Origin of the sequence: Prosthecobacter sp. (genome assembly GCF_044222565.1) — a bacterium.
Taxonomy (GTDB): domain Bacteria; phylum Verrucomicrobiota; class Verrucomicrobiia; order Verrucomicrobiales; family Verrucomicrobiaceae; genus Prosthecobacter.
On record NZ_JBGANA010000017.1, the window covers coordinates 18,520 to 43,740 of the forward strand.

Below are 25,221 nucleotides of genomic sequence, written 5' to 3' on the forward strand. Positions count from 1 at the left end.
GATTCCTTATTCGCCGAGCTTTGGCCAGCCGCCCACGTCGTTTTGGGAGCGGACGATAGGGAGGAATGTCTTTTCCCGCACGCTGGTGATGACGCGCTGATCGACCGTGTCCCGGCTGTGGGAGCAGCCGGCGCTTTCCAGAACGCTGCGCAGGACTTCGTCTGCGCTTTGCGAAGGGATGGGGGTGGGGGAGGTGAAGACGGGTGTGGTCTGCAACTGCTTCAGGGCAGCGTCCATGAGTTTTTCGCGGCCTTGGGTGTCGCTGAGTTTCACTTGTTTCCGGTCGTCCACAAAAGCGCGCACGCCTCCATGCACCTCGTGCTTCATCACGGCCTCGATGGCGGGCTTTTTCGGATCGCCGAGATAGACATTGCCGATGAACTGGAAGGCGTAACCTTTGTCGGTGGCTTCATCTTTGTGATCTTCAATGCCGGTGGTGTAACGCGAGCCGGACTTTTCGTAGTTGAACATCACGTTGTTCACCGCCTCCATCTGCACGGCGTAGTCATCGCCTTTGCGCATGTCATTCGCTTCAAATTGAGGGCCGCGCATGACGTAGCGGGCGAAGAGGCAGTGATGCACGCTCATGGTGTCCGCGCTTGAATTGAAGCAGAAGGCGTGGTTGTCGCCATAGGGGTGCAGCTCGGGATTGCTCAGCGGCTCGGCCAGGATGCACCACTGCACCGTGACATTCTGGCAATGCACGACGCTGAAAAGTTCATCGCAGCTCCAGGAGGTGGAAACGTGATCGATGATGGCGTCATGGCAACGTGAGAGGCCGATGCAGTCGAGGGCGTTTGAGTGCTCGGGGCGCTTGAGGTTTTGCTCGCGGTTCTTGCGCTTCGTTGTCTCATCGCCCAGCCGCACGCGGATGTAGCGAACGATGATGTCGTGCGTGCGATTGAACTCAAGTGAGCCGCCACGCAGGCAGACGCCCATTCCTGGAGCATCGCTGCCGTCGATGGTGATGAATGGCTCGGTGATTTCGACTTCGTCTTGAAGGAGAATGGTTCCTGCCACTTTGAACTTCACAATGCGCGGCCCTTTCTGCAGCACCGCCCAGCGGAAGGAGCCTTCAGGTGGGTTTTTCAGATCGTCGTCGAGGCGGGTGACTTCGATGACCTTGCCGCCTTTGCCTCCTTTGGAGAAGGCGCCGAAGCCGGCGGCTTCGGGGAAGGCGAGTTCCTCTGCTGTGGCTGCGGAGAGGCTGAGGCCGATGAGGAGGAGAAAAAAGAGGCGATGCATGTTTTTGGACGAAGGTCTATTGATCTCGCGCCTTCCTGTTTTTCCAGTAATCGGGATGGCGGCGCTCATGAGCAACGGCATTAACCCAGACATGACCTGGCCGCTCCTCATAGATGATCAGATAAAGGAAACCGGGCCAGACGGAATGCTCGTTTGCTGGTGTCGCAAAAATAAGCATGGCGGCTTGCATTTTGGGCGACGGAATTTACTCCGGCTTCGATGGCCGCCTCAAAGGCGGAGGCTGCCTTGAAGGAATATGCCACTGCGTCGTCCAGTTCCTGAATGGCTTCTGGGTGGAAGATGACGGGCTTCACTTCACAAATATTTTCGACGGATCTCGGCAAAGACTTCTTCCGCAGGGATTCCAATCACGGCTCCGGAATGAATTTCCTGCGATCTTCTTTCGATCTCCTGCACCCAAGCTTGCTCATAAGCGGCATCCGGTTCCGCCAGCGTGTCATCAATCGAGTCAAACAGCCAGGAGGCCAGTTCGGCGCGGTCAGAAGCTTCCAGCGGTTCGAGAAGCGGAATGAGTTTGGCAGCCACAGCCGTCATAAGACTGTAAGGATGATGGATTCCGTGGAATCGTCAAGGTCTCACATCCGCTCCGTCGTCTGGATGCCCAGGAGGCCGAGGCCGGTTTTGAGGACGCGGCTGGTGGCTTCGCAGAGGGTGAGGCGGGTGTTGCGGACGGTGCCTTCGGAGCGCAGCACGTTGCAGGCTTCGTAGAAGCTGTGGTAGGTGTTTGCGAGTTCGTAGAGGTAGTTCGCCAGCAGGTTCGGACGATGATCGTCGAGGATGTCGTGGGCGTTTTCGGCGAACTGAGCGAGCTTCATCGCGAGGGCACGTTCGGCGGTTTCGGTGATGGCGAGATCCTCCGTGAGTGTGACTTCACCGTCGAGCTTGCGGAAGATGGCGCGAGTGCGGACGTAGGCGTTGATGAGGTAGGGCGCGGTGTTGCCTTGCAGGCTCAGCATTTTGTCCCAGCTGAACTTGTAGTCGGTGAGGCGGTTCTGGCTGAGCTCGGCGTATTTGACGGAGCCGCCGCCGATGATGCGGGCGATTTCGTCTTTTTCGGCATCGGTGAGGCCTTGCTCTTTTTCATCGGCAGCGGCACGGGAGCGCTCGATGGCTTCGTCGATGACCTCGAGAAGGCCGACGGTTTCGCCGCTGCGGGTTTTGAACATTTTGCCATCGGGGCCAAGGATGCTGCCGAAGGCGATGTGGATCATCTTGGTGGTGATGCCACGGCGCTGGGCGGCCGCGAAGACCTGGCGGAAATGGAGCTGCTGTGGTGCGCCGACGACGTACCAGATTTCATCGGCCTTCCACTCTTTGACGCGGTAGTCGATGGTGGCGAGGTCGGTTGTGGCGTAGAGGTAGCCGCCGTCGCCTTTGCGGATGATGCAGGGGGCGGCTTTCCATTCGTCTTTTTCGCGTATGAGGAAGGGGTCGTTCTCGGGTTTCACGCTGCCATCGCTGAAGACCACAGTGGCACCTTCGCTGATGGTGGCGATGCCCTGATTGAGCATGTCTGCCACGAGGGGAGCGAGGGCGTCGTTGTAGAAGCTTTCGCCGAGGTAGTGGTCGAACTTGATGTCGAGAGCGCCGTAAACTTTTTCGAGCTGTTCGAGAGTGAGGCGCACGCATTCCTTCCAGATGGCGAGGTTTTCGGCATCGCCTTGCTGAAGTTTCACGAGCTCGCCTTTGCAGGTTTCGAGGACGGATTCGTCTGCCTTGGTGGCGGCGTTCACGGCTTTGTAAACGCTGACGAGTTCGTGGATGGGGTCGGCTTTGAGTTTGGACTGATCGAGCTGGGTTTTCCAGCCGTGGATGATCATGCCGAACTGGGTGCCCCAGTCGCCGACGTGGTTGTCGGTGATGACCTTGTGACCGATGAAGCGGGCGACGCGGGCGAGAGAGTCGCCGATGAAGGTGCTCCTGATATGGCCCACGTGCATGGGCTTGGCGATGTTGGGCGCGGAGAAATCGACCACGATGGTCTTCGCCTTATCCACTTGTGGCACGCCGACGTGGTCGTCTTTGACGATGACGGAAAGACGCTGGGCAAGCGCGGGGGCACTGAGGGTGAAGTTCAGGAAGCCGGGGCCGTCCACGGTGATTTTTTCGCACAGGTCTTCGACTTGCAGGGCGGCCTTGATCTGCTCGGCAAGGGCGCGTGGGTTTGTCTTGAGCTGCTTGGCCAGGATCATCGCGGCATTGCTCTGGTAGTCGCCATAGCGGGTGTCTGAGGCGATGACCACACCGGGGGTGAAACCTTCGGGTAGGGAGATGCCTGCGGCTGTGAAGGCGGCTTGGAGACGGGACGTGAGAATGGCGCGAAACATGGGGGCGCGCATTTTGGATGCCGAATGGCGAAAGTCGAACGCGGAATTACACCCGGCGGACCTCGTCGGCGCTGGTCAGCGTGTGGGTCGTGCCATCTGGAAACTGGAGAAGCAGGTGGCCCTCCTCATTCAAATCGAGCACACGGCCAAAGACGTCGCCCTGTGGCGCGCGGGCACGGATCTGGCGATGCATGAGCCAGCTGCGCTCGCGGACTTCGGCAATGGCAGCGCTGAAATCATCTTCCAGATGGGCAAATTCGGCATGCAGGCAGGTCAGGAGGCGGGCCCCGATGGCATTGCGATCGACTTCATTGACCACAGGGCTTGCCACCGAGCGCAGCAGCGAAGTGGCACTAAGCTCCGGCGGGAACTCCATCGTGTTCACGTTCAGGCCGATGCCCAGCACCATGCGCAAGCCATTTGGAGTGGAGACGGTTTCTGCAAGCAGGCCGGAGACCTTGAGATCATTGAGGTAGATGTCGTTCGGCCACTTGATTCGTGGCTGAAGGGGCAGCTCGGCTTCGATGGCTTTGCAGATGGAGAGCGCGGCCAGGGTGGTAAGACGCGGCCATTTTTCCAGGGGTGCGGCGGGTTGCAGCAGCAGCGAAAACATCAAATCTTTGCCTCGTGGGGCGATCCAGCGGTTCTCACGGCGGCCCCGGCCTGCGGTCTGAGATTCGGTGAAGACCACGGTGCCGACGGGGAGGGTGGCGGCGTTTTGCTTGAGCCAGTCGCTGGTGGAGCCGACTTCATCCAGCACGGTGATGCGCCAGGGAAGGGTGTCATCTTGCAGGGCGCTGGCGTCCAGAGGGATCATGCGCGGATGCGATGGGGGTCGCTGGCCTCGCCGTGCTGGTGGAGTTCATCGTGATCGCCCTGGCATTCGAGGTGGGTGGTGATGAGCACGGGATTGGCCACGCTGGCCTGAACGGCGGTTTCGATTTCCGTGGCGATGCGGTGGGCGTCCCGCAGCATGATGTCATCCTGGAAAAGAAGATGAACCTCCACGTAGTGCATCTCGCCGGCGTCACGGTGGCGCAGGGCGTGGAATTTGAGGCCGTGCTTTTCGGTTTCGCGGCGCAGCGCAGCATCGAGGATGGCGTTCAGTTTGGCATCGGCCGTGTCCATGAGGCCGCCGACGCTCTGGCGCATGAGGCCGTAGCCGGTCCAGATGATGTTGGCGGCCATGATGAGTCCGCAGATGGAGTCCCAGCTGTGCCAGCCCGTCAAAGCGACGAGGCCGAGACCGATGATGGCACCGAGACTGGTCCAGACATCCGTGAGCACATGCTTGCCGTTGGATTCGAGAATCAGTGAGCCCTGCTTCTTTCCGGTGCGAATGAGATACACGCCGAGGGCGGCATTGATGGCGATCGTCAGCGCAGTGAGAGACAGACCTGCATCGAGATTGGCAGGGGGGAGGTGAAGCAGCAGACGGCGCACCGACTCGTAAATGATGAACAAGGCGGCCACGATGATGAGGCCGCCCTCTATGCCGGCGGAGAAGAAGGCGATCTTGCTGTGGCCGTAGGGATGGTCATCGTCCGCGGGCTTGTGAAGCAGGCCGAGACTGAATGTGGCAAACATCACCGCGGCCACATGGACCACAGACTCCGCGGCATCGCCGAGGATGGCGGCCGAGCCCGTCAGCACATAAGCGCCCACTTTGAGCACGAGCATGAGAAACCCGATGGCGAGCGAGAGCCGCATGGCACGCGTGGCATCGGAGGTGGCGCTCATGAAAAATCAGTGACGCAGCAGCATCTCAATGACCGCGGGCACATCGGCAAACGATTCGACGCAGCGCCAGGGATTGAGCGCGCTGAGTTCAGCGTGAGAATACTGACCCGTGGCGACGGCGAGGCATTTGGCGCCAAAGGCCTCGGCGCAGCGAATGTCCTTCGGAGTGTCTCCGATGACGATGACGTCGTCGATGTGGTAGGTGGCACCGGTGGCCTCCTGCATGCGCTTCAAAGCCACGGGGCCGAGTTCGTTGCGGTCATGGTGATCGCTGCCGAACCCGCCATCCAGGAAATGCTCATAGATGCCGTGGCGGGAGAGCTTGATCACGGCGCCGCGACGCACGTTGCCGGTCAGCAGGCCGATGTGGGCTTCGCTCTCAGCGCGCAGGGCGTGCAGGAGTTCCTTCACGCCGGGCAGGGTGTAGCCGCTGAAATCTTCCGCCTGCAGGCGGCGCTGGAGGTGGGAAAGGTAGCGCTCAAGGAAGGCGGCGACATCCGCCTGAGTGTGCACCACGTTCATGTGCCCGAAGACATCCATGGCGATTGCGGGATCAGTGGAACCCGCGAGCTGAAGCGGCGGCAAATGATCGCGCTGGATGCCGAAGTGTTCCTCCGCCGCATCCAAAATAGCGGCACCGCCGGCACCATTGCTGTCAATCAGCGTACCGTCGATATCGAAAAGGAGCAGGCGTGCCATTTTCTCAATGGGGCTTGGATTCTGCGGCGGCAGGAGCGGAAGCCGGGCCGTGGGGAGCGGCGGTGCCCGGGTTGTTGGAAGGCGCGTATTTGGCCACCAAGACGGTGCCGACGATGGCCAAAACGCAGCCGATGATGAACTGCGGAGGGAGCGACTTTTCCGGACGGTGCAGCAGCATGGCCGTGACGGTGTTGACCAAGGGGGCGCCACCAAAAACGATGGGCATGACGGCCGCCGCTGCCGCGACACCGAAGCCGCCGCCGCCTTTGATGATGGGAGTGGCCGCAGCACCGAGGGCGAGCACGAGTGTGAGAGCACCCAGAGCCCCGGCCATGCCGGCGATGAGACTGAGCGGAATGCCGCTGCCGGTGTCTCCGGTGAAGCTCCAGTTGGTGCCGCGGGCCTTGAGCACGAGGGCTGTCACGATGCCGATTAGGGCGTAGGCGATGCAGACAAAGAGGAATGCTTTCAGGCTGGCATTGGGAGTCTCTGCACCCATGGGCATCTTGGAGCGGGCGGCATGAAGAATGACGCCGTAAACGCCCCAGGAGAGCACGGTGAGGAGAGCGTAAAGAAGCCAGGTCTGCATGATTTTGGATCGGGGTTGGGCGTTCACGATAAGGGTGGAGTAAGGAACAATGAATTGCCTGTGAAAAACGCCCGTCACAACGGCTTTGTTCATTTTTTGCATAGGCTCAGAGCCAGTCACAGGTCCAGGCCAAGCCGACGCTCTATTTCCGCTCCGGCTTCTTCAACAACTCCGCTGGAGCGGCTTCGATTTTGTCACGGAAGCGCTGGGGGATCACGACGGCCTTCATCTGCCCGGTCTCGCGATCTTTGCGCACGCAGGCGGCGGTGATGCGGCCTTCGGCGCAGAGGGTGCCATCCTTCTTCCAAAAGCGGATGAGGTGGCGGAGGACCTTGCTGCGTACTTCCTCCACCAGGAGTTCGCATTCGAACTCCTCCTCCACCCGCAGCGGGGCCATGTAGTCGCAGGAGGCGTGCACGCGGGGCCAGCCGACGCGCTCTTCACCCTGCACCGGCTGATCCACAATGGAGAAGCCGAGGCTGCGGAAAAAGGCATGCTCCACGCGCTCCATGTAGCGGAAGAAATTGGAGAAATGGACGATGCCGGCCATGTCGGTTTCGGCGAACTGGACGCGTTCTGTGCAGGTGAAGCGGTGGGGCATGCTGGGTGCTAGTTGCTGGATACTGGATGCTAAATACTGGATACTCAAACGAGTGTCGGGGAGGATTAGATCTCCGGAGGTGGCAGGGCAGGGAGCATGAGGCGGCGGTTCATGCCGCCAAAGGGCTGGTTGTTGGCGGAGATCATGGCGAGGTTGTAACGCTGGAGCTGCATGGGGTAGAGGCGCGCATAGGTGGCGCGCAGGCGCTGGCGCAGCGGCTCATTGGCCGCGGTGCGCGGCAGGGCGCGTACTTCAGCGCGGAGGAAGTTCAGGCTTTGCAGGACATTGACGTAACGCACGTCCTCGGGGCCTGAAGGCGTGATGTCGTTGAAACCGTAATGGGCGACGATCACGGTATGCGAGCCACGCGGCCCGAGGAAGCGGGAGGCGCCGCGCTCAGGGCCGAAATCATCGTAGCTCAGCGTGAGCGACTGTCCGGGGAGCGCGCGGCTCAATCCTCCGGCAGAGCAGCCGGAGAGAAGGAGCAACGGCAGCAGCAGGCACAGGCGGGGGAAAGATATCATGGGGTGGCGGGGTGCAGCCTCAATGAGCCAGGACGGCAAGCTCGCTGCCCTGCGCCTCGTGCAGTTTGTGGGCGGCATTGATGACGGCATGCGCGGCGGCTTCGGCATCGGGCTTGGCATTGAAACGGCTGAAGGAGAAGCGCAGGGTGCAGGCGGCTTCTCGCGCGCTGACGCCCATGGCCTCCAGCGCCGGAGAGGCATGCAGCGCTCCGGTGTGGCAGGCGGAACCGGCGGAGCAGGCGATGCCCGCCTGGTCAAGCAGGATGAGCATGCCCGCGGCATCGACTCCGGGCAGGCAGAATGAGCTCGTGGTGCAAAGGCGGTGCGCGGGACAGCCGTGGATGTGCATCTCCGGCAGCGCTGCGTGGACCAGATGCTCGAAGCGGTCGCGCAGGGCTTTGATCCTGGCTTTGGTGCCGTTTTCAAGATGCTGGCGGGCGAGCTCCGCCGCTTTGCCGAGAGCGACGATCCCCGGCACATTTTCGGTGCCGCTGCGGCGTTCGGTTTCCTGCCCACCACCGACGAGAAGAGGGGTAAAGCGTGCGCGCTGGCTGATGTAAAGCGCGCCGATGCCCTTGGGCGCGTGCATTTTGTGGCCGCTCAGACTGAGGAAATCGACGGGTGTGGCCTTGACATCGAGGTGAATTTTTCCCACTGCCTGCACGGCGTCCGTATGCACCAGGGCACCGGCTGCATGAGCCAGCGCCACGATCTCATGCATGGGGGCGAGAACGCCGGTCTCATTGTTGGCCCACATGATGGACACGAGCGCGGTGGTTCCGGGGCGCAGAAGCGACCGCAGCGCCGCGAGATCGACACGCCCGTCTGCATGCACGGGAGCGGTCACCACCTGCCCCCCCTGAACCTGCCAGCGGCGGGCGGATTCGAGGACGGCTGCGTGCTCCGTGCCGGTGATGATGAGCTCGGGCTTTTCCGGCCAGAGGTCGCGGACGGAGGCATGCACGGCATTGATGGATTCGGTGCCTCCGCTGGTGAAGGTGATCTCGCCCGTACGCGCGCCCAGAAGGGAGGCCACCTCGGCGCGAGCCTGCTCGATGGCGCGGCGCACCCTGCGGCCGGCGGCATAGCTGGCGGAGGGATTGGCGTAGTGCTCGCGCAGAAACGGCAGCATGGCCTCCAGCACTGCTGGATCGACCGGCGTGGTGGCGTTGGCGTCGAGGTAGATCACGGCTGGAAGGTCGGACCACTATTCCCGCTGTCAATGTCCCTTCCTGCACTCGACAAGCCGCCCACTCCCGCTAACCTCCCCGCCCCTATGCTCGACATCCGCCTCATTCGTGACAACCCAGATCAGGTCAAACAACGCCTCGCCAACCGGAGCGGCGACTTCGCGTCCGTGGTGGATGAGGTGCAGTCCATAGACACCCAGCGCCGGGCCGCGGAGACGGAGCGGCAGAAGCTGCAGAGCGACCGCAACCGCATCAGCAAGGAAATCGGAATCGCCAAAAAGAACGGGCAGGACACCAGCGCCATCGAGGCGGAGGTCCGCGGCATTGGCGCGAGAATTGAAGAGATCGGTCGTGAGGCCGATGCGGCGGACATCCGGCAGCGTGACCTTCTTCTGAGCCTGCCCAATCTGCCGCATGAGGCCTGCCCGGTGGGCAGCACGGCGGAAGAAAATCCCGAAGTGCGTGTGTGGGGCACCAAGCCTGCCTATGACTTTCAGCCAAAGGACCACACAGCCCTCGGTGCCGCCCATGGCATGCTGGATTTCGAAGCCGGGGCGAAGATCTCGGGCAGCGCCTTTGTGGTGTATCGCGGCGCAGGCGCACGCTTGGAGCGCGCCTTGATCAGTTTCCTGCTGGACCTGCACACGACGCAGCACGGTTATGAGGAAATCAGCCCGCCGCTGCTGGTGAAGTCGGAGTGCCTTGTGGGCACCGGCCAGTTGCCGAAATTTGGCGACCAGGTGTACCACAGCGCCACGGATGATTTGTACCTCATTCCGACTGCCGAGGTGCCGGTGACGAATCTGCATCGTGATGAAATCCTGCCGCTGGAAAAGCTGCCGGTGAACTACGCGGCTTACACGCCCTGCTTCCGTCGTGAGGCCGGCAGCGCGGGCCTGGGTACACGCGGACTGATCCGCATGCACCAGTTTGACAAGGTGGAGCTGGTGAAGATCACCACGCCGGAGACGAGCATGGCGGAGCTGGAAAGCCTGACCGCGAACGCGGAAAAAGTGCTGCAGCTTCTGGGCCTGCACTATCGCGTGATCGAGCTTTGCACGGGAGACATCGGCTTTGGCTCGGCCAAGACCTATGACATCGAAGTCTGGGCGCCGGGGCAGGGGACCTACCTTGAAGTGTCCAGCTGCTCGAACTTTGGCGACTACCAGGCGCGCCGCATGAACCTGCGCTACAAGGATGAAAACGGCAAGAACCGCATCCCGCACACGCTGAACGGCTCCGGCACGGCGCTCGCACGTTTGTTCGTCGCACTCGTGGAAACGTATCAGCAGGCGGACGGCAGCATTCAGATCCCGGAAGCCCTGAGAAGCCATTTTGGAGCCGAGAAAATCGGCTGAAGCCCATGAAACACATCTGCACACTTTTCGTCTTGCTGGCAGGGGCGGCCGCCGCCCATGCGCAGGCTCCGGGAGTGCCGGTGTATGCCGAAGGGCGTGGGGCCAGACCGAATGCGGCGCTGATGGAGCAGGCGAAGAAACTGCAAGGTGCTTCCGAGCTGCTCTCAATGACGAAGGCCACAGAGCAGGCGCAGCGGGCGCAGTGCGATCTGGCACTGCCAGCGGCGGAGTCCAAGCCACTGACAGCCCGCGAGCGCTGGCAGCGGGCACGCATGGCGCACCTGCGCGTGGGGCAGTTTTACCTGTGCTCGAAATGTGACAAATGGCACCTCGATCTCGCCGGTGGCTATGCCATCACCGCCGATGGGGCGGTGGCCACTTGTGCGCATGTCATCGCCCCGCCGCCGAACATGAAGGAAGGCTGGCTCGTGGTGGCCACGGAAGAGGATGTGCTGCTGCCGGTGACTGAAGTGCTGGCGTGCAACATCGGCACCGACAGCGCAATTCTGCGTGTGAAGTCCGAGCAGCCGCTCACAGCGCTGCCGCTCAGCCTGGACGTGAGTCCGGGGGATTCCGTGTGGTGTTTCAGCGATCCCGCAGGCAAACGTGGGTACTTCAGCGAAGGCATCGTGAGCCGGTTTGTGAAACGATCCTTCATGCGCAAGAAGGAGGCAGACAAGCTGCCTGAGGGCGCCACCGTGGCGAAACCTGTCTGGCTGGAAACCACGACTGACTGGGCCCCTGGATCGAGCGGTTCGGCGCTGATCGACCAGTTTGGCAATGGGGTCGGTCATGTGTCCGAGATTCAGACGGTGCTGGAAGATCCGCTGCCAGGACGGAAGAAAAAAGAGGGGGCCGCAACAGCGGCGGCCTCCAGCCAGCCGCTCGGCACCCAGATGGTGTTTCACCACGCCATCGGTGCGGCGGAGGTCAGGGCGCTGGTGAGGAAGCCCTGAATTTTTTTGCAACTTCTGCGCAGCAGCGCGGTTCGATGCTTCACCCCTGAAGTATTATGGCTGCCAGCACCCGTTTGCCGAAAAACAATTCGAGCCCGCTCAAGGCCGCCGCAGCATCGCCGCTGGAGGATCTGCCGGCGCTGATCGCGCGGACGAACATCCACTTTCAGGGGCTGGTGGAACGCACGCTGGCAGAGCTGAAACTGGACCGTCTGCTGCGGCCGGGAATGGCGCCGGTGCTTTTCGCGCTGTATGAGCAGGATGGCTGCATCATCAAGGAGCTTGCCGGGCGGACGCAGCGTTCGGCCGCAGCGCTGAACTCCCTGCTGGGCCGCCTGGAAAAATCAGGCGTGGTCACCCTGCGGACATGTGCGCAGGACGGACGTGCGGTGCGGGTGCGACTGACCGCCAAAGGACGTGAGATCGAGCCACGGGTGCGTGAACTGCACCGGCGAGTAGTGGCCGCCGTGGAGCAGGGCCTTAAGCCCGGTGAGGCCGGTCAGGTCTCCAGCATGTTGAAGCGAATCATCGCCGGCCTGACGCAGGACGAGAACCGCCAGAACTGATTTTCCCGAACCCAACACAACCGCCGAGCACCCCATGAAACCCATCCTTTGCTTTATCCTGTTTGCCGCATCATTCACCAGCGTCTGGGCGCAGCAGCTGCGCGCTCCGGCCGGAGTCAAAGAGCTGCGCGATCTGACCTATGTGGAAGGCGGGCATGAGCGGCACAAACTGGACCTTTATCTGCCGGAGAAAGCCGAAGGCCCGCTTCCGCTCATCATCTGGGTGCATGGGGGTGGCTGGCAGAACGGCAGCAAGGATGGCTGTCCGCCATTGCGCGGAGGCTATGTCGGGAAGGGGTATGCGGTGGCCAGCATCAACTACCGCCTGAGCGGTCACGCGGTGTTTCCTGCGCAGATTGAAGACTGCAAGGCGGCCATTCGCTGGCTGCGGGCGCATGCGGAGAAGTATTCACTCGATCCCAAGCGCTTCGGTGTGTGGGGCAGTTCCGCGGGCGGGCATCTGGTGGCATTGCTCGGCACCAGCGGAGATGTGAAGGAGTTTGATGTGGGGGCAAACCTGGACCAGTCCAGCCGTGTGCAGGCCGTGTGCGATTATTTCGGCCCGACGGATTTCACCGCATTCGTCACCACACCGGGCTATGAGAGTCATGCAACGGATGCCTCGCCAGAGGCCAGGCTGATCGGTGGCGCGGTGATGCAAAACAAGGAGAAGGCCGCGCGGATGAACCCCATCACGTATGTGACCAAAGATGAACCGCCCTTTCTCATCGTGCATGGAGACAAGGACCCCACGGTGCCGATCAATCAGAGCCAGATGCTGTTTGACGCGCTGCGAAAGAGCGAGGTGAGCGCGCACTTTCACACCATTCATGGAGCAGGGCATGGCGGCCCGGGATTCGCGGGCAAAAACATCGACGACATGGTCGGGACTTTCTTTGAGGAGAGGCTCAAAAGCAGCAGCGCCAAGGTCGAAGCGCTGGCCACGGAAAGCACCGCCGATGCCGCGGCGATGGAGCGCGATCCGCGCAAAGGCATGCCGCAGGGCGGAGCACGGCGTGGCATCCCCTGGGAGGTAATCTCCGGACGTGATGACAAAAACAAGGATGGCAAGGTCACGCGTGAGGAGTTCAGCGGCCCGCCGCCGCTCTTCCGGCTGCTCGACAAAAACAACGACGGCATCATCACACGTGAAGAGAGCGACGGCGCCCCGTCGCCACCAGCGGCTCCGGCGCAGAATCCGCCGGCCAGCGCACCGGCGCCGAAAGGTGGCACCGGTGCCGCCCTGAAGGGATTTCAGCTCGATGGCGAGCGCTGGACCTATCGAGACGGTGACTTCACCATGGACGGCATTTTCATGAAGCCAGCGGGGAAGGGGCCGTTCCCTGCGGTGCTGATCAGCCATGGCATGGGTGGCAATGCGCAGGGATTTGGCGGAATGAAAGCAAGCGAGATGGTGCAGTGGGGCATGGTGTGCATCGCGCCGAACTACACGCACGCAGGCACCGCGGGCGGAGACCGCGCCCAGTTTGGCGCGAGCGAGGAAAACATCCGCCGAGCGCAGACCTGCCTGGCCATTTTGCGCAGCATGCCGGAGGTCGATGCCACGAGGCTGGCGGCTTATGGCCACAGCATGGGCGGTTTCGTCACCATCGGTCTGGCGGCCACGGCTCCCGCCGGGCTGAAAGCTGCGGCGATCACCGGCAGCGGCATCTCGCCGCAGGAGGGCTATGCCGCGCCCTCCCATGCGGCGGCGGAAAAGATCCGAGTGCCTTTTCTCATGCTGCATGGTGGCAATGACAACACCGTGCGCCCGGAGCAGTCCGCCAACTTCAAGCAGGTGCTGGACAAGAATCACGTGCCCAATGACCGCCTCGTGGCCGACGGCCAGGGGCACCCGATCGACCAGACGATGCGCGATGAGGTGTTCCGTCTGGTGCGGGAGTGGTTCCAAAAACAGAATCTTTGGAATCCTTAGGATGTTTTAGAAGAATGGGATGACAAAATATCGCTTCCCAAGCGATTTTTGAACCCTTAACATCGGCCAAACTCCAATAGGCCATGTATCAGCACCGACTCACCCTATTCACGGCGGCTCTCCTGAGCACGGTATTTAGCGCGAAACTGCATGCCGTAGACGACTGGAGTGTGAAAAGTGCGGAGAAGCCCAAGGTCGCGATCTACGCCGAGGATGTGACAGTGGACGGTACGCGCCGCCCTGATCTGGGCCGGGCGCTGGCGGACAGCATCAGCACGAACCTGCTGCGCCGCGGCCAGATGCGTGTGTTTAACCTGACCACGGAGGAGACCAAGAACGGTACGCAGACGCTGGCCCTGCCGAAGGATGTTCAGGGCCGGATCTCCGTGCTGGACAAGGACGTGGATTACCTGCTGAGCTTTAATTTGTTCACCACCTCCAATGAGCACCGGCTCACGATCAAGAAGACAAGGGTGGCCACCTCTGAGATGATCGACTCCCACCAGTTCTTCACCTATGGCCGGGTCACCGATGTGTTCTCGCTCGTGGGCAAAATCGTGGACCGGGTCGATCCGCTGCCGGTGTATCCCAGCTTTCCCGTGACGCAGTCGCCCGCAGCCATTCGTGCGAACCAGCCAGACCCGATCCCCTACCAGGCCATGTGGGCGGGGGATTATTCCAATCCGGGCAGCCTGGCCTATGACCCTTGGCGCACCAACAATGCGGCGCAGTACGACCTGAAAAATGTGCCCAAGGCGTTGACCTACCGTGAGCTGGGGGCCATCCAGCACATCGATACCACCTGGCGATTTACGGTCGTGAAACCGGTGAAGGGAGTGCAGCTCAATCCACGCGATCCGCTGCATGTCCTGTATGACGAAGGCGACGTGTATGCCAACCTGCGCGTCGGCACGGTGGAGCCGGGAGGCGTCATCGCCGATTACGGCGGCATCACGCCAGAGCACCACAAGCTTTTTAACGGAGACAAGGTTTTCGGGTGGTATGCTCCGCCGGTGGAGAAGCCGGCAAACACGAAGTAGGGTTGATATGGCGTTGGCACGGGCTATTGGCACTGCCGCCAAATCCCGTCCCCTCCAATGCTCCAGCTTTCCCAGGTTCTCCTCCCCGTCGATCATCAGGACGATGACCTGCGCCGTGCGGTGGTGAAGCTGCTGGGTGCGCGCGATGAAGATGTGATCACCCTGAAGGTGAAGCAGCGGGCCATCGATGCACGCCGCGGCCACGTGGAGTTCAGCTTCACGCTGCTGGCCGAAGTGAAGGACGAGGCGCGGGTGCTCAAGCGCATCGGCAAAAATCCGCGCATCGGTCCGGCGTCGGAGGAGGAGTATCGGGAAGTGGCGCAGAACGTGGTGCGCGCCGCGGGTGCACGGCCTGTGGTGGTCGGCACGGGGCCTTGCGGACTGTTTTGCGGACTGCTGCTGGCACGTGCGGGGCTGAAGCCCCTGCTGCTGGAGCGAGGCAAGGCGGCGGGGGACAGGGCGCGTGACGTGACCGGCTTCTGGCGGCGCGGCTGGGATTTCAATGCGGAATCCAACGTGCAGTTCGGCGAAGGCGGTGCGGGCACCTTCTCAGACGGCAAGCTCTACACGCAGATCCGGGATCGCGAGCACCGCATCCCCTGGCTGCTGCGGGAGATGGTGGCTGCCGGGGCGCCGGAGGACATCTTGATCAAAAGCAGGCCGCACATTGGCACGGACCGCCTCATCAAAGTGGTGAGGCATGTGCGTGAGGAGATCATCGCCCTAGGAGGAGAGGTGCGGTTTGGCGCGCGTGTGGCGGATGTCGTGATCGAAGACGGCGTGATGCGTGCGGTGACGCTGGCTGACGGCGAAACCATCGAAGGCTCGCGCTTCGTCTTTGGCATCGGGCACAGCTCGCGGGACACGTTTTCCATGCTGCATCGTCATGGCGTGCCGTTTGAGGCCAAGCCCTTTTCCATTGGCGTGCGCATCGAGCATCCGCAGACGTTGATCGACCGCAGTTTGTACGGGAAATGGGCCGGGCACGCGCGGCTGGGATCGGCGCCATATAAATTTGTGGCGCACTGCGGCACGGGCCGCGCGGCCTACAGCTTTTGCATGTGTCCCGGCGGTCTCGTCGTGGCCGCCAGCTCGGAGCCGGGCATGGTGGTGACGAATGGCATGAGCAGCTATGCGCGCGCGGAGTCGAACGCCAACAGCGGCTTCATGGTGGACGTGCGGCCGGAGGACATGCCTGCGGGAGATGTGCTCGGCGGCATCGAGTTTCAGCGCAATCTGGAGCGCAAAGCATTCGTGCTTGGTGGCAGCAACTACCACGCCCCGGCGCAGCTTCTGGGCGACTTCCTGGCGGGACGCGCCTCGACGGGGCCTGGCAAGGTGAAGCCCTCCTACGAGCCGGGCGTGGTGTGGTCCAACCTGACCGAATGCCTGCCGGAATATACGATAGAGACGATTCAGGAAGCGATCCCGCGCATCGACAAAAGCCTGCCGGGCTTTGCGCTGGAGGATGCGGTGCTCACCGGAGTGGAGACCCGCAGTTCCTCACCGGTCCGCATTCCGAGGGATGTGAAAACAATGGAGTGCGTCAGCGTGAAACATTTCTACCCAGCAGGTGAAGGCGCGGGCTATGCTGGCGGCATCATCTCCGCAGCGGCCGATGGCATGCGCGTGGCCGAGGCGATTTTACGGGAGGGCTGAGCGAATGTGCGCCAGCACACCACGGCAGCCGTCTTCCAGAAGGTCCAGCACCAGCTCAAAACCCTGCTCGCCGCCGTAGTAAGGATCAGGCACTTCCCGGTCTTTATGGTGAGAGCAGAATTCGCAGAAGAGCCGGATTTTCGAGCCGAACTGGGAAGAGAGATCGTAGGTGCGTATGTCGCGCATGTTTTGATTGTCCATGACGAGTACGAGGTCGTAGTCGCGCAAGTCGTTTTGAGTCACCTGCCGGGCGCGGCTGCTGAGATCATAGCCCCTGTTTTGTGCTGCAGTGCGCATTCTTTGGTCGGGGAGTTTGCCTACATGCCAGCCGCCTGTGCCGGCCGAGCGGATGGTCACCCGATCCGCCAGGCCCTCGCGCTCGATCAATGACCGCATGACGCCCTCCGCCGCAGGGGAGCGGCAGATATTGCCCAGGCAGACAAACAGCAGGCGGAAGGGGGCTGACATGCGTGCAGCTAGGCCAATGACGAGCCATGCACAAACAAAAACCGCCTCCTGTCCGCAGGGGATGCCGCCCATCCCCGATGGAAGATTTCTTTTCCTGTGAACGAGTCTTTGGTTGAGCCGTAGTTTGAGCACGCTATTTGCTATCCAACTCAAAACCCCCACGCCCACCCCCATGTCTGTTGTATCCAAAGGTCTCGAAGGTATCATCGCTGCTGAAACCCGTCTTGGGGAGGTGAAAGGAGCGGAGGGCGTTTTGTTCTATTGTGGGTACGACATCAACGAGCTCGTCAAAGTCAGCTACGAAGAAGTGGTGTACCTGCTCTACTACAACAAGCTTCCCAACAAGGGAGAGCTGGAGAAACTCACCACGGCGCTGCGTGCGGAGCGTGAACTTCCGCAGGGCGTGATCGACTTCCTGAAGACTGCGCCGAAAACGGCCAAGCCGATCGACATCATGCGCACCGCGGTGTCCATGCTCGGCTGCTATGATCAGAAGCGCCACGACATCGAAGTCAGTGAAAATCTGGCCAACGCCATCCGCCTGACCTCGCAGATCGGCGTCATCGCCGCCTACTTCCACCGCGCCCGTCAGGGCCTGGAACTGCCACCTGTGCGCAAAGACCTTAGCGAAGCCGCCCATTTCCTTTACCTGATGAACGGCGAAGTGCCGAGCAAGGAGGCCGAGAAGACTCTCGACATCGCCTACATCCTGCATGCGGAGCACGGATTCAATGCCTCCACCTTCACCGCCCGCGTCGTCGCCTCCACATTGAGCGACATGTTCTCCGCCATCAGCGCCGCCATTGGCGCGCTCAAAGGCCCTCTTCACGGCGGCGCCAATGAAGGCGTGATCCACATGCTGGAAGAGATCGGCTCGCCTGACAAGGTGGACGCCTGGGTGGCTGACGCTCTGGCGCAGAAGAAGAAGATCATGGGCATCGGCCATCGCGTTTACAAGGTGCTCGACCCCCGCGCTCCGCATCTGCGTGAGATGGCCATCCAGCTCACCAGCCAGCTCGGCGAGTCCAAGTGGATCCAGATGTCCGAGCGCATCGCCCAGATCATGCGCGAGCAGAAGGGCCTCAACGCCAACGTGGACTTCTACAGTGCCACGGTTTACTACAGCCTTGGCATTCCGACCGATCTTTTCACCCCGATCTTCGCCATCGCCCGCATGAGCGGCTGGACCGCCCACGTGCTGGAACAGTGGAGCGAAAACCGCCTGTTCCGCCCTCTGAGTGCCTACGTCGGCAAGCCGTATGGCCAGAAGGTGGTGCCGATCGAGGAGCGCTGATCGCCCGACTAAGATAAAGTTTAAGGTTGGAAAGGTGGCAAAACCTTGCGCTTGCCACTATCGTAGAAGCTTTTATGCGTCTCTTTCCAACCATCGGAGCCGCTGCTGCGCTGCTATGCACGCAAGCGGCGGGGCAGCCGGCCACACGACTTGTGTGGCAGCCGGTGCAGGAGTATTTCATTCATCGGGATGAAAATCAGCAGGTGCTCGCGGGCACCAAGCGGCTGAATTCATTCACGGCCTACACTCACATAGGCACTGACTTCGGCTTCCACGGGCCGGCGGAGCATGAGATGGAGTGGCTGACGGATGAAGTGGTGGTGCATCTCGGCCAGCAGCCGGAGGCCTGGGCCGGCATGTGGCACAGCCTGGCAGGGCAGGCGCGCAATGCGAACCGCGTGATGAATTTCACGCACGCCTATCCGGCACCCATCTCCGCCCGGTACCAGCCGCGCGTGACTGCGGTGATGGTCAGGGCTGCCGGACGGGGGAAGATCAAGCTCGAAATCAAATCTCCCACCAACGAGGAGCGCTGGTCGCAGATGATCGAACTCACGGAGCCGCAGTATCACATGTTTGTGCATGCGGTGGCCCCTGAGGCGGTGCAGGACGGCAAGACCCTCATCTGGACGGCGGAACCTGGGGCCGAGGTCAAGGTCTCAGGCCTGTTCCTCGGCATCGAACTGCCGCAGATGCCGTGGGACCTTTACACCTTCCTGGCTTCGTATGCGAAGATCGCCCGCAGTTATTCCATCGACACGGGTTTTGTCCGCGACCGTGCCCACATTGAAGAAGGAGCTTTTGAGTCCGTCTCCGCCACCGGCATGTACGTCCTCGCTTCGGCGGCGGCGGCGCAGGAAAACCTGGGCATTGTGAGCCCGGATTATGCGCGCTGGGTGCTGGCCCGTACGCACGAGGCCATGAAGAAACTCAAGACCGGGCGCGGACTGCTGCCGCACTTTGTGCACAAGCACGACGACAAATACTGCATCCACCCGGGCACCGAGTACAGTACGGTGGACACGGCCATCTATGCGCAGTCCATGCTCCTGGCGGCCATCATGCTGGATGTGCCGCTCGTCGCTCAAGAACTGGTGCAGCAGATTCAGGCCATCGAATTTAATCACCTGCATCTCCCGGATGGCCAGCTTTCCCATGGCCTGAGCGATGACGCCAAGACGCTCCTGCCGCATGGCTGGCAGGACTGGGGCGGGGAAACTGCTTTGGTGACGCTCATGGAGGGCATCGCGCGTCCCGACTTTCGTCCGCCGCCCATGCGCAGTCCGGGCAAGGCCTGGCAAGGCACAGGCTTCATCACCGAACTGCAAAGCCTGTTTTACCCTGACTTTGACAGCGATGCACCCGATGCGCACGACGGGGTGCGCTGGCTCAGCGTGCGCCGTGCCATGCTGGGAGCGCAGCGTGCCTACATCCCGAAACGCTGGCCGCAGTCCCAGGCGGCGCGCAACGGTATCTTTGGCCTTTCCGCTGGTGAAAATCAGGCAGGCAACGGCTACTACGTCGGCGGAGTGGATCTGCCGGATCAGAAGCTCATCCACCCGCACTACATCCTGATGTCCGGCTCGCTGCATGTGCAGACCTCGGAGACGTATGAGCTGCTGGAACGCATGGAGAAGGCGAGCTATTTCCCACCCTGGGGCATGGTCGAAAACATCGAGGTGGATGGCCGCAGCTACCTGCCCATGGAAGGAGCGCTCAATGCGGGTTTTGAGGCTCTTGGTTCCTACCACTTGCTCGTCAAACACCGCAAGGTGCCGGACGCGATCTACGCCGCAAGTTTGAAATGCCCGGAGATCCGGCGTGCCATGCAGCTGTTTTATCCGGCTGAGACCAGGGAGGCGGCCGGGCAGTAGGGGGCGAAGGCTGCAGAAGCTGGCCCTTGCCCCCGGGCCCAACCCCGGCTAACTGAACAACCCATGTTTGTCGATCAAATCAAAGTCCAAGCGCGCGCCGGAAAAGGCGGCGATGGCAGTGCGCACTTTCACCGCGGAAAATTTCGTCCCAAAGGCGGCCCTGACGGCGGCGACGGCGGAAACGGTGGCAGCCTCATCCTGCTGGTGGACCCCAGCACGGACAGCCTGCGCAACTACGTCTTCAACAACCGGCTCTTTGCCGAAGATGGTGCCAAAGGCGGCGCCACCCAGTGTACCGGCCGCAGCGGCAAGGACGTGGTGTACAAAGTTCCGCCTGGAACACTGGTCAGCCGGGTCATCCATGAGTACGACAACGAGACGAATGAGCTCGTAACCCGCTATGAGCCGGTGGCCGACCTGACTGAGACCAACTCCACTTACGTCCTATGCAAAGGCGGCAAAGGCGGGAAGGGGAACGTGCATTTCAAAACCTCCACGCACCAGGCCCCGCGCGAGTTTACTCCAGGCACTCCTGGGGAGGAGGGCGAGTTCCACTTCGAGATGCGCAGCATCGCGGATGCCGGATTCGTCGGCGCGCCGAACGCTGGCAAATCCACACTGCTCTCCAAGCTGAGCGCTGCCAAGCCCAAGATCGCCAACTACCCCTTCACCACGCTGCAGCCGATGGTCGGGGTGATCGAGTTTGGCCCCAACCGCCGCGGCAGCCTGGCGGACATTCCCGGACTCATCGAAGGCGCGCATGAAAACATCGGCCTCGGCCATGATTTCCTGCGCCACATCATGCGCTGCCGAGTGCTGCTCTTCGTGGTGGACACGGCAGGCACCGAAGGCCGCGACCCCGTCTCCGATTTGGAAATCGTGCGCAAGGAGGTGTCCCTGTACTCCAAGGAACTGGCCAAGCGCCCCTGGTGCATCATCGCCAACAAAATCGACCTCCCCGAGAGCCAGGATCACCTCGCCAACTTCAAGGAGCGCTTTAAGCGCATCAAAATCCACCCCGTTTCCGCCGAAACCGGCGAAGGCCTCGACAAGCTGCGCAAGTGGCTGGATGAAAAGATCGGGCAGGATGTGGACTGGTGAGGGCGGAAATGGATGGCTGGTTGAAATCCCTGCGTCTTGCCTCACAGTGCGGGCATGAGCACGGAAGCCATCCTTCAGGCATTCACCCTCTTGGAGCCAGCGCAGCAGATTCAACTTGTCGAAGACATGTGGGACCGCATCGCGTTATCTGAAGAGCCGCCCACGCTCACTGCCGGACAGCGCGAAGAACTAACCCGTCGCAAGGCGGCCCATGCCAGTGGTGCAAGCCAGGGCCGTTCGTGGGATGAGGTGAAAAAATCTCTGCTCGGAAGCGATGGCCGCTGAGTCGATCATTTTGCCCGAGGCCGACCAGGAGATCGCGGATGCCTACCATTGGCTGGAGCGACGGGGAGAGGGTCTCGGAAAAGATTTTTTACGGTGCCTCGATGCGGCATTGGTTGCGATCTGCCAGATGCCGGAAGGATATGGCAAGGCCATGGATGATTTCCGACATTTCAAAATGCGCCGGTTTCCTTACACGATTTATTATGAATATACCGGAGGTGTCGTGGTCGTTTATGCAATCTTCCATGGTGCCCAGGATCCTGATCGCTTGCGGCAATCGCTGTGGCTTAGGAAGCCCGAGTAACTCCATGCGCCTAAATCGTTCGAACTTTTGCTGGCTGGCTCTGGCGTTGATCACAGCGGGGTATCTCCTTTTCTGGGGGCTTCTGCTCGGAGCCACGGCGACGTACAGCACGCCGGATTCCTGGCTGCAGGTGCTGCGGTCGCCGAACATCCTGCATGCTACTTTTTTGAGCCTGATGACGTGCACGATCGCGGCGGGTTTTGCGCTGCTGCTGGCGGTGCCGGTGGGTTATTTGATGACGCGGCTGGAGTTTCGCGGCAAATCCTGGCTGGATGCCGCGCTGGACATTCCGATTATCCTGCCGCCGCTGGTCGTGGGTTTGTGTCTGCTGATCTTTTTCCAAACGAAGATTGGCAAGGTCATTGAGATGGCGATTCCCTTCACCTATGAAGTCAGCGGGGTGGTGCTGGCGCAGTTTGTGGTGGCCGCAGCGTTTGCGATCCGGACGATGCGCGGCACGTTCCAGCACCTTTCCGCGCGGCCGGAGGAAGTGGCACTGACGCTGGGTTGCACGCGGTTTCAGGCGTTGTGGCATGTGGCGCTGCCGGCGGCAAGGCGCGGCATGGTGGGGGCGTTTTGCGTCGCCTGGGCACGCAGCCTTGGGGAGTTTGGCCCGATCCTCGTCTTTGCCGGCGCCACGCGCATGAAGACGGAGGTGCTGCCGACGACGGTCTGGCTGGAACTCAGCGTGGGAAATCTCGATGCCGCCGTGGCGGTGAGTTTGTTCATGGTACTGCTGGCCGTGCTGGTGCTGGTGGCGGTGCGTGCGACGGGGGAAAAAGTATGATCCAGCTCGAACAGCTTACCTGGAAAGTTTCAGGCCGGACGATCCTCGAGGGGGTGGATGTCGCCATCCCGTCCGGCACTTATGCGGTGCTCATGGGCTCGACCGGCTGCGGCAAGACCTCCCTGCTGGAAATCATCTGCGGCCTGCGGAAGCCCACTTTGGGACGCGTGCTGCTGGACGGCAAAGACGTCACTGCTTTGGAGCCACGGGAGCGAGGGATTGGCTACGTGCCCCAGGATCTGGCGCTGTTTCCAGGACTGCGCGTGCGGGAGCAGATCGGCTTCGCGCCGAAGCTGCGCGGCATGCCGCCCGCGGAGGTGGAGCAATGCGTGAGAAGCCTCGCCGAAAAGTTTGGCATTTCTCCGCTGCTGGACCGTCTGCCAGACATGCTGTCTGGTGGTGAAAAGCAGCGCGTGGCCCTGGCCCGCGCGCTGGCGGCAAAGCCAAAGCTGCTGCTGCTGGATGAGCCTCTCTCCGCGCTGGATGAAAGCATGAGAGCCGAGGCTATGCTGCTGCTGCAGCGTGTGCAGCAGGAGCATGGGCTGACCGTTTTGCACGTCACCCATTCCACCAGTGAGGCGGCGGCGCTGGGCACTCTGCACCTGCGCATGAAGGCCGGCCAGCTCGTGGTTGATCAAGGTGCAAAGTGAACGCGATAAAACTTCCGGGCCGTCGCGGCAGGAATGAAAGTGCCGCTGGAAAGACCGGTGGTGGTGGTTGGAAGGACGGGATTGCCAAAGCGCGTCCAGGTGGTCGCATCTGGCGATGACTCCACGTAATAGAGCAGGTAAGGCGTGGCGGACCATTGCAAAGAAGCGCCATCGAAGGAGGTCGTCTTCAGGCGGGAATTGGCATCGATGGGACTGGTGCCGAGAAGAAATTCCGTGAGGTTGCTCAGGCCGTCCTTGTCTTTGTCATCAGTCGCCCGGCTGAGGTTGGCGGCGCTTGGGGTGATGGAGCCAAAGTAGGTGGTCATCCAACTGTCAGGCAGGCCGTCAGCCGCGCCGGAGGGTCTGGAGTCGGCATAGATGGAGGTGATGCGGACCCGCGTCCACGGCGAGGCATTGACGCCGTCTGAGAAGCGCACCCACTTGAGCACATAGAAGGACGTGCTGGCGGGATCGACACTGCCATCGCTGAAGTAGCCTGCCTGGGTCGCCGTCACGGTGCTGCCGCTGAAGCTCAGAGTGCCACCGCCTCCCGAGGAAGGACCGGTGGTGACGAGCGTGAGCGCTGCCGAGGCGGTCTGCAGATCACAGCCGAAAAGCTGGAGCTCATTGATTCCAGCCACGGTGGTGATGGCGGAAGGTGCGGTGACCATGGGCATGATGCGGTCGTAGGAATAGGGGGGCGTGTCCGTCGGCGGATGCACCTTCTGAATCACCGGGCCATCGTAGGTGCCCAGTGTGGCTCCGCGGCCGTCTGCATGGGCCTGGAAATACATGACGGCCTGCTTCAGGGTGGTGTCGGTTTCAGAGGCGTTTTCGCTGGAGTGCGCCATGCCCAGCGAGTGGCCCACCTCATGGCAGAGCACTTCAGCAAAGGTGCTCAAGGTCTGCATGGAGGTGGCGGTATGTTTCAGCACCACATATCCCCGGGTGGTCTTGTGAAACTCCAGACCGCTGACCTGCCCGCCCCCGCCACCAGTGGTGGTAAAATCATTGCTGACATTCGTCGTGGCGCGGCCGCCCACGCCGAGCGTCGTGGCGCCGGAGATTTCTCCATACAAATCGTGCAGCTGGATGCGCAGCCTCTCATCGTCGATGCTGACCGACGCCGCCGACTGGCCGAAATCTTGCAGTCCGTCAAATCGAAAGCTGATTCCCGTGACAGCGCTCCAGGCCGCGAGCGCCTGCGTCACCGCATTGAGCGCCTGCACCTGGGAGATTCCGGTCGGCAGCGCCTGCACATCCACCAGGTAACCGATTTGCTCTCCACGGTCCGGTGCCAGCAGCCGCGCAGGGATATTGTTGCCATCCACCAGCAGACCGACGGCACTGGAGGGCGTGCCTGAGTTTGCCTGCTGCACGCCGGCCTGACTGCTGAAATCTCCGCCGGAGACCGGCGCCGTCTGGGTCGTACCCGCCGCTGCCGCCAGAAGACGCAGCCGGCGGAGTTTGAGCATGCTGGCAAAGCCGTGCCGTGGCAGGGCGGAGCCAATGTTTTCGGCGCTGGCAAAGCCGCGCAGCAGTTCCAGCGACCCATCCGCACGCTTTGTCACATAAAACAGGCGCTCCTCGCCCACGGCAAACGCCCCCGCCAGACCGGTGGATTCGCTCTCGCCATCCAGGGAGCCGCCACGCTGGATGAGGGTGATGGAGGCCGGGAAGCGCCCTTTGATCGCTTCGGTGACGGAAATCTTCACCCGCGTGAAAATGCCGCCGCGCAGCGGGTGCCGGAAGCTCTCCAGGCTGGTGATCCTGCCTGTGCAGATGCCCAGTGCTGCTTTGACATCCTCCTGCTCACTGGTTGGCGCCAGAGATGAGGCCTGCAGCCAGCCCGCGCAGAGCAGCAGAGCCGCCATGGTACCCAGCACAGACCGGACGTGGGAAAAAGGATGGTGAAACATGGGTGGAGGATGCCATATAAGCCGTATTCGTGAAAGATCCCTGTGGTGAAAATGCACGGAGTCGGTGGAATCCCGCCAAAGCTGCGTT

26 protein-coding genes are annotated in these 25,221 nt (G+C 61.7%); 13 read left to right on the forward strand and 13 right to left on the reverse strand.

Annotated features, from left to right (window positions below; all coding sequences use genetic code 11):
* Positions 1-6: 6 nt before the first annotated feature.
* From ACILSR_RS22240 to ACILSR_RS22290, 11 genes are all read right to left on the reverse strand, one after another.
* Complete coding sequence (locus tag ACILSR_RS22240) at positions 7-1,245, reverse strand: hypothetical protein (protein ID WP_395752000.1); 1,239 nt, start codon at positions 1,243-1,245, stop codon at positions 7-9.
* Between the two features lie 107 nt (positions 1,246-1,352).
* Positions 1,353-1,559: a hypothetical protein gene (locus ACILSR_RS22245; protein ID WP_395752001.1), complete on the reverse strand. Its 207-nt coding sequence runs from the start codon at positions 1,557-1,559 to the stop codon at positions 1,353-1,355.
* A 1-nt stretch (position 1,560) separates the two neighbouring features.
* On the reverse strand, positions 1,561-1,791 hold the full coding sequence (locus tag ACILSR_RS22250) for an addiction module protein (protein WP_395752002.1): 231 nt from the start codon (positions 1,789-1,791) through the stop codon (positions 1,561-1,563).
* A gap of 50 nt (positions 1,792-1,841) precedes the next feature.
* Complete coding sequence (argS, locus tag ACILSR_RS22255) at positions 1,842-3,593, reverse strand: arginine--tRNA ligase (RefSeq protein ID WP_395752003.1); 1,752 nt, start codon at positions 3,591-3,593, stop codon at positions 1,842-1,844.
* 46 nt (positions 3,594-3,639) lie between these two features.
* A complete protein-coding gene (locus ACILSR_RS22260) occupies positions 3,640-4,410 on the reverse strand; it encodes a biotin--[acetyl-CoA-carboxylase] ligase (protein WP_395752004.1) in 771 nt (256 codons plus the stop codon).
* The gene (locus tag ACILSR_RS22265) at positions 4,407-5,333 is read right to left on the reverse strand and encodes a cation diffusion facilitator family transporter (RefSeq protein ID WP_395752005.1); all 927 of its coding nucleotides are present in this window, start codon (positions 5,331-5,333) and stop codon (positions 4,407-4,409) included. The genes ACILSR_RS22260 and ACILSR_RS22265 overlap by 4 nt, the downstream gene beginning before the upstream one ends.
* Before the next feature lie 6 nt (positions 5,334-5,339).
* Positions 5,340-6,032 carry an HAD family hydrolase gene (locus ACILSR_RS22270; protein ID WP_395752006.1) on the reverse strand — a complete coding sequence of 231 codons (693 nt, stop codon included), beginning with the start codon at positions 6,030-6,032 and terminating at the stop codon, positions 5,340-5,342.
* A 4-nt stretch (positions 6,033-6,036) separates the two neighbouring features.
* Positions 6,037-6,621 carry a hypothetical protein gene (locus ACILSR_RS22275; RefSeq protein ID WP_395752007.1) on the reverse strand — a complete coding sequence of 195 codons (585 nt, stop codon included), beginning with the start codon at positions 6,619-6,621 and terminating at the stop codon, positions 6,037-6,039.
* A 142-nt stretch (positions 6,622-6,763) separates the two neighbouring features.
* Positions 6,764-7,222 (reverse strand): acyl-CoA thioesterase, encoded by a 459-nt coding sequence (locus tag ACILSR_RS22280; RefSeq protein WP_395752008.1) that lies wholly within the window; start codon positions 7,220-7,222, stop codon positions 6,764-6,766.
* 65 nt (positions 7,223-7,287) lie between these two features.
* On the reverse strand, positions 7,288-7,746 hold the full coding sequence (locus ACILSR_RS22285) for a hypothetical protein (RefSeq protein ID WP_395752009.1): 459 nt from the start codon (positions 7,744-7,746) through the stop codon (positions 7,288-7,290).
* 19 nt (positions 7,747-7,765) lie between these two features.
* Positions 7,766-8,935: a cysteine desulfurase family protein gene (locus ACILSR_RS22290; RefSeq protein ID WP_395752010.1), complete on the reverse strand. Its 1,170-nt coding sequence runs from the start codon at positions 8,933-8,935 to the stop codon at positions 7,766-7,768.
* 87 nt (positions 8,936-9,022) lie between these two features.
* Between ACILSR_RS22290 and serS the strand changes: the two genes are divergently transcribed.
* From serS to ACILSR_RS22320, 6 genes are all read left to right on the forward strand, one after another.
* Positions 9,023-10,294 (forward strand): serine--tRNA ligase, encoded by a 1,272-nt coding sequence (gene serS / locus ACILSR_RS22295; RefSeq protein ID WP_395752129.1) that lies wholly within the window; start codon positions 9,023-9,025, stop codon positions 10,292-10,294.
* Positions 10,295-10,299: 5 nt separating this feature from the next.
* Positions 10,300-11,250: a serine protease gene (locus ACILSR_RS22300; protein WP_395752011.1), complete on the forward strand. Its 951-nt coding sequence runs from the start codon at positions 10,300-10,302 to the stop codon at positions 11,248-11,250.
* A gap of 56 nt (positions 11,251-11,306) precedes the next feature.
* A complete protein-coding gene (locus tag ACILSR_RS22305) occupies positions 11,307-11,816 on the forward strand; it encodes a MarR family winged helix-turn-helix transcriptional regulator (protein ID WP_395752012.1) in 510 nt (169 codons plus the stop codon).
* 34 nt (positions 11,817-11,850) lie between these two features.
* Positions 11,851-13,752: a prolyl oligopeptidase family serine peptidase gene (locus ACILSR_RS22310; RefSeq protein WP_395752013.1), complete on the forward strand. Its 1,902-nt coding sequence runs from the start codon at positions 11,851-11,853 to the stop codon at positions 13,750-13,752.
* 83 nt (positions 13,753-13,835) lie between these two features.
* Complete coding sequence (locus ACILSR_RS22315) at positions 13,836-14,792, forward strand: hypothetical protein (RefSeq protein WP_395752014.1); 957 nt, start codon at positions 13,836-13,838, stop codon at positions 14,790-14,792.
* Positions 14,793-14,849: 57 nt separating this feature from the next.
* The gene (locus ACILSR_RS22320) at positions 14,850-16,451 is read left to right on the forward strand and encodes an NAD(P)/FAD-dependent oxidoreductase (protein WP_395752015.1); all 1,602 of its coding nucleotides are present in this window, start codon (positions 14,850-14,852) and stop codon (positions 16,449-16,451) included.
* Here ACILSR_RS22320 and ACILSR_RS22325 read toward each other — a convergent pair.
* Positions 16,437-16,919, reverse strand: coding sequence for a low molecular weight protein-tyrosine-phosphatase (locus ACILSR_RS22325; protein ID WP_395752016.1), 483 nt, complete (start codon positions 16,917-16,919; stop codon positions 16,437-16,439). The two genes, ACILSR_RS22320 and ACILSR_RS22325, sit on opposite strands and share 15 nt — an antisense overlap.
* Before the next feature lie 172 nt (positions 16,920-17,091).
* On the opposite strand from ACILSR_RS22325, the gene ACILSR_RS22330 reads away from it, so the two are divergent.
* The 7 genes from ACILSR_RS22330 to ACILSR_RS22360 all read left to right on the forward strand — a co-directional run bounded on the left by ACILSR_RS22330 (position 17,092) and on the right by ACILSR_RS22360 (position 23,214).
* On the forward strand, positions 17,092-18,213 hold the full coding sequence (locus ACILSR_RS22330) for a citrate synthase (protein WP_395752017.1): 1,122 nt from the start codon (positions 17,092-17,094) through the stop codon (positions 18,211-18,213).
* Between the two features lie 74 nt (positions 18,214-18,287).
* Entirely contained in the window at positions 18,288-20,087 is a 1,800-nt protein-coding gene (locus tag ACILSR_RS22335; RefSeq protein WP_395752018.1) for a hypothetical protein, read from the forward strand.
* 63 nt (positions 20,088-20,150) lie between these two features.
* Positions 20,151-21,188, forward strand: a complete 1,038-nt coding sequence (obgE, locus tag ACILSR_RS22340; protein ID WP_395752019.1) for a GTPase ObgE — start codon at positions 20,151-20,153, stop codon at positions 21,186-21,188.
* Positions 21,189-21,242: 54 nt separating this feature from the next.
* Positions 21,243-21,473 (forward strand): addiction module protein, encoded by a 231-nt coding sequence (locus ACILSR_RS22345; protein WP_395752020.1) that lies wholly within the window; start codon positions 21,243-21,245, stop codon positions 21,471-21,473.
* On the forward strand, positions 21,463-21,777 hold the full coding sequence (locus tag ACILSR_RS22350) for a type II toxin-antitoxin system RelE/ParE family toxin (protein ID WP_395752021.1): 315 nt from the start codon (positions 21,463-21,465) through the stop codon (positions 21,775-21,777). The genes ACILSR_RS22345 and ACILSR_RS22350 overlap by 11 nt, the downstream gene beginning before the upstream one ends.
* A 4-nt stretch (positions 21,778-21,781) precedes the next feature.
* A complete protein-coding gene (locus ACILSR_RS22355) occupies positions 21,782-22,564 on the forward strand; it encodes an ABC transporter permease (protein ID WP_395752022.1) in 783 nt (260 codons plus the stop codon).
* Positions 22,561-23,214 (forward strand): ATP-binding cassette domain-containing protein, encoded by a 654-nt coding sequence (locus tag ACILSR_RS22360; RefSeq protein WP_395752023.1) that lies wholly within the window; start codon positions 22,561-22,563, stop codon positions 23,212-23,214. Before ACILSR_RS22355 ends, ACILSR_RS22360 begins: the two co-directional genes overlap by 4 nt.
* On the opposite strand, the gene ACILSR_RS22365 is transcribed toward ACILSR_RS22360, so the two are convergent.
* A complete protein-coding gene (locus ACILSR_RS22365; protein WP_395752024.1) occupies positions 23,199-25,133 on the reverse strand; it encodes a matrixin family metalloprotease in 1,935 nt (644 codons plus the stop codon). The two genes, ACILSR_RS22360 and ACILSR_RS22365, sit on opposite strands and share 16 nt — an antisense overlap.
* Between the last annotated feature and the right edge of the window lie 88 nt (positions 25,134-25,221).

Bases quoted from the DNA above. Each gene is read 5' to 3' on its own strand.
- ACILSR_RS22275 (WP_395752007.1), bottom strand. From the start codon at position 6,621: ATGCAGACCTGGCTTCTTTACGCTCTCCTCACCGTGCTCTCCTGGGGC.
- serS (WP_395752129.1), top strand. From the start codon at position 9,023: ATGCTCGACATCCGCCTCATTCGTGACAACCCAGATCAGGTCAAACAA.
- ACILSR_RS22305 (WP_395752012.1), top strand. From the start codon at position 11,307: ATGGCTGCCAGCACCCGTTTGCCGAAAAACAATTCGAGCCCGCTCAAG.
- ACILSR_RS22335 (WP_395752018.1), top strand. From the start codon at position 18,288: ATGCGTCTCTTTCCAACCATCGGAGCCGCTGCTGCGCTGCTATGCACG.
- ACILSR_RS22350 (WP_395752021.1), top strand. From the start codon at position 21,463: ATGGCCGCTGAGTCGATCATTTTGCCCGAGGCCGACCAGGAGATCGCG.
- ACILSR_RS22345 (WP_395752020.1), top strand. From the start codon at position 21,243: ATGAGCACGGAAGCCATCCTTCAGGCATTCACCCTCTTGGAGCCAGCG.
- ACILSR_RS22355 (WP_395752022.1), top strand. From the start codon at position 21,782: ATGCGCCTAAATCGTTCGAACTTTTGCTGGCTGGCTCTGGCGTTGATC.
- ACILSR_RS22310 (WP_395752013.1), top strand. From the start codon at position 11,851: ATGAAACCCATCCTTTGCTTTATCCTGTTTGCCGCATCATTCACCAGC.
- ACILSR_RS22320 (WP_395752015.1), top strand. From the start codon at position 14,850: ATGCTCCAGCTTTCCCAGGTTCTCCTCCCCGTCGATCATCAGGACGAT.
- ACILSR_RS22365 (WP_395752024.1), bottom strand. From the start codon at position 25,133: ATGTTTCACCATCCTTTTTCCCACGTCCGGTCTGTGCTGGGTACCATG.
- ACILSR_RS22300 (WP_395752011.1), top strand. From the start codon at position 10,300: ATGAAACACATCTGCACACTTTTCGTCTTGCTGGCAGGGGCGGCCGCC.
- ACILSR_RS22240 (WP_395752000.1), bottom strand. From the start codon at position 1,245: ATGCATCGCCTCTTTTTTCTCCTCCTCATCGGCCTCAGCCTCTCCGCA.
- obgE (WP_395752019.1), top strand. From the start codon at position 20,151: ATGTTTGTCGATCAAATCAAAGTCCAAGCGCGCGCCGGAAAAGGCGGC.
- argS (WP_395752003.1), bottom strand. From the start codon at position 3,593: ATGTTTCGCGCCATTCTCACGTCCCGTCTCCAAGCCGCCTTCACAGCC.
- ACILSR_RS22270 (WP_395752006.1), bottom strand. From the start codon at position 6,032: ATGGCACGCCTGCTCCTTTTCGATATCGACGGTACGCTGATTGACAGC.
- ACILSR_RS22325 (WP_395752016.1), bottom strand. From the start codon at position 16,919: ATGTCAGCCCCCTTCCGCCTGCTGTTTGTCTGCCTGGGCAATATCTGC.
- ACILSR_RS22360 (WP_395752023.1), top strand. From the start codon at position 22,561: ATGATCCAGCTCGAACAGCTTACCTGGAAAGTTTCAGGCCGGACGATC.
- ACILSR_RS22280 (WP_395752008.1), bottom strand. From the start codon at position 7,222: ATGCCCCACCGCTTCACCTGCACAGAACGCGTCCAGTTCGCCGAAACC.
- ACILSR_RS22285 (WP_395752009.1), bottom strand. From the start codon at position 7,746: ATGATATCTTTCCCCCGCCTGTGCCTGCTGCTGCCGTTGCTCCTTCTC.
- ACILSR_RS22265 (WP_395752005.1), bottom strand. From the start codon at position 5,333: ATGAGCGCCACCTCCGATGCCACGCGTGCCATGCGGCTCTCGCTCGCC.
- ACILSR_RS22260 (WP_395752004.1), bottom strand. From the start codon at position 4,410: ATGATCCCTCTGGACGCCAGCGCCCTGCAAGATGACACCCTTCCCTGG.
- ACILSR_RS22330 (WP_395752017.1), top strand. From the start codon at position 17,092: ATGTCTGTTGTATCCAAAGGTCTCGAAGGTATCATCGCTGCTGAAACC.
- ACILSR_RS22315 (WP_395752014.1), top strand. From the start codon at position 13,836: ATGTATCAGCACCGACTCACCCTATTCACGGCGGCTCTCCTGAGCACG.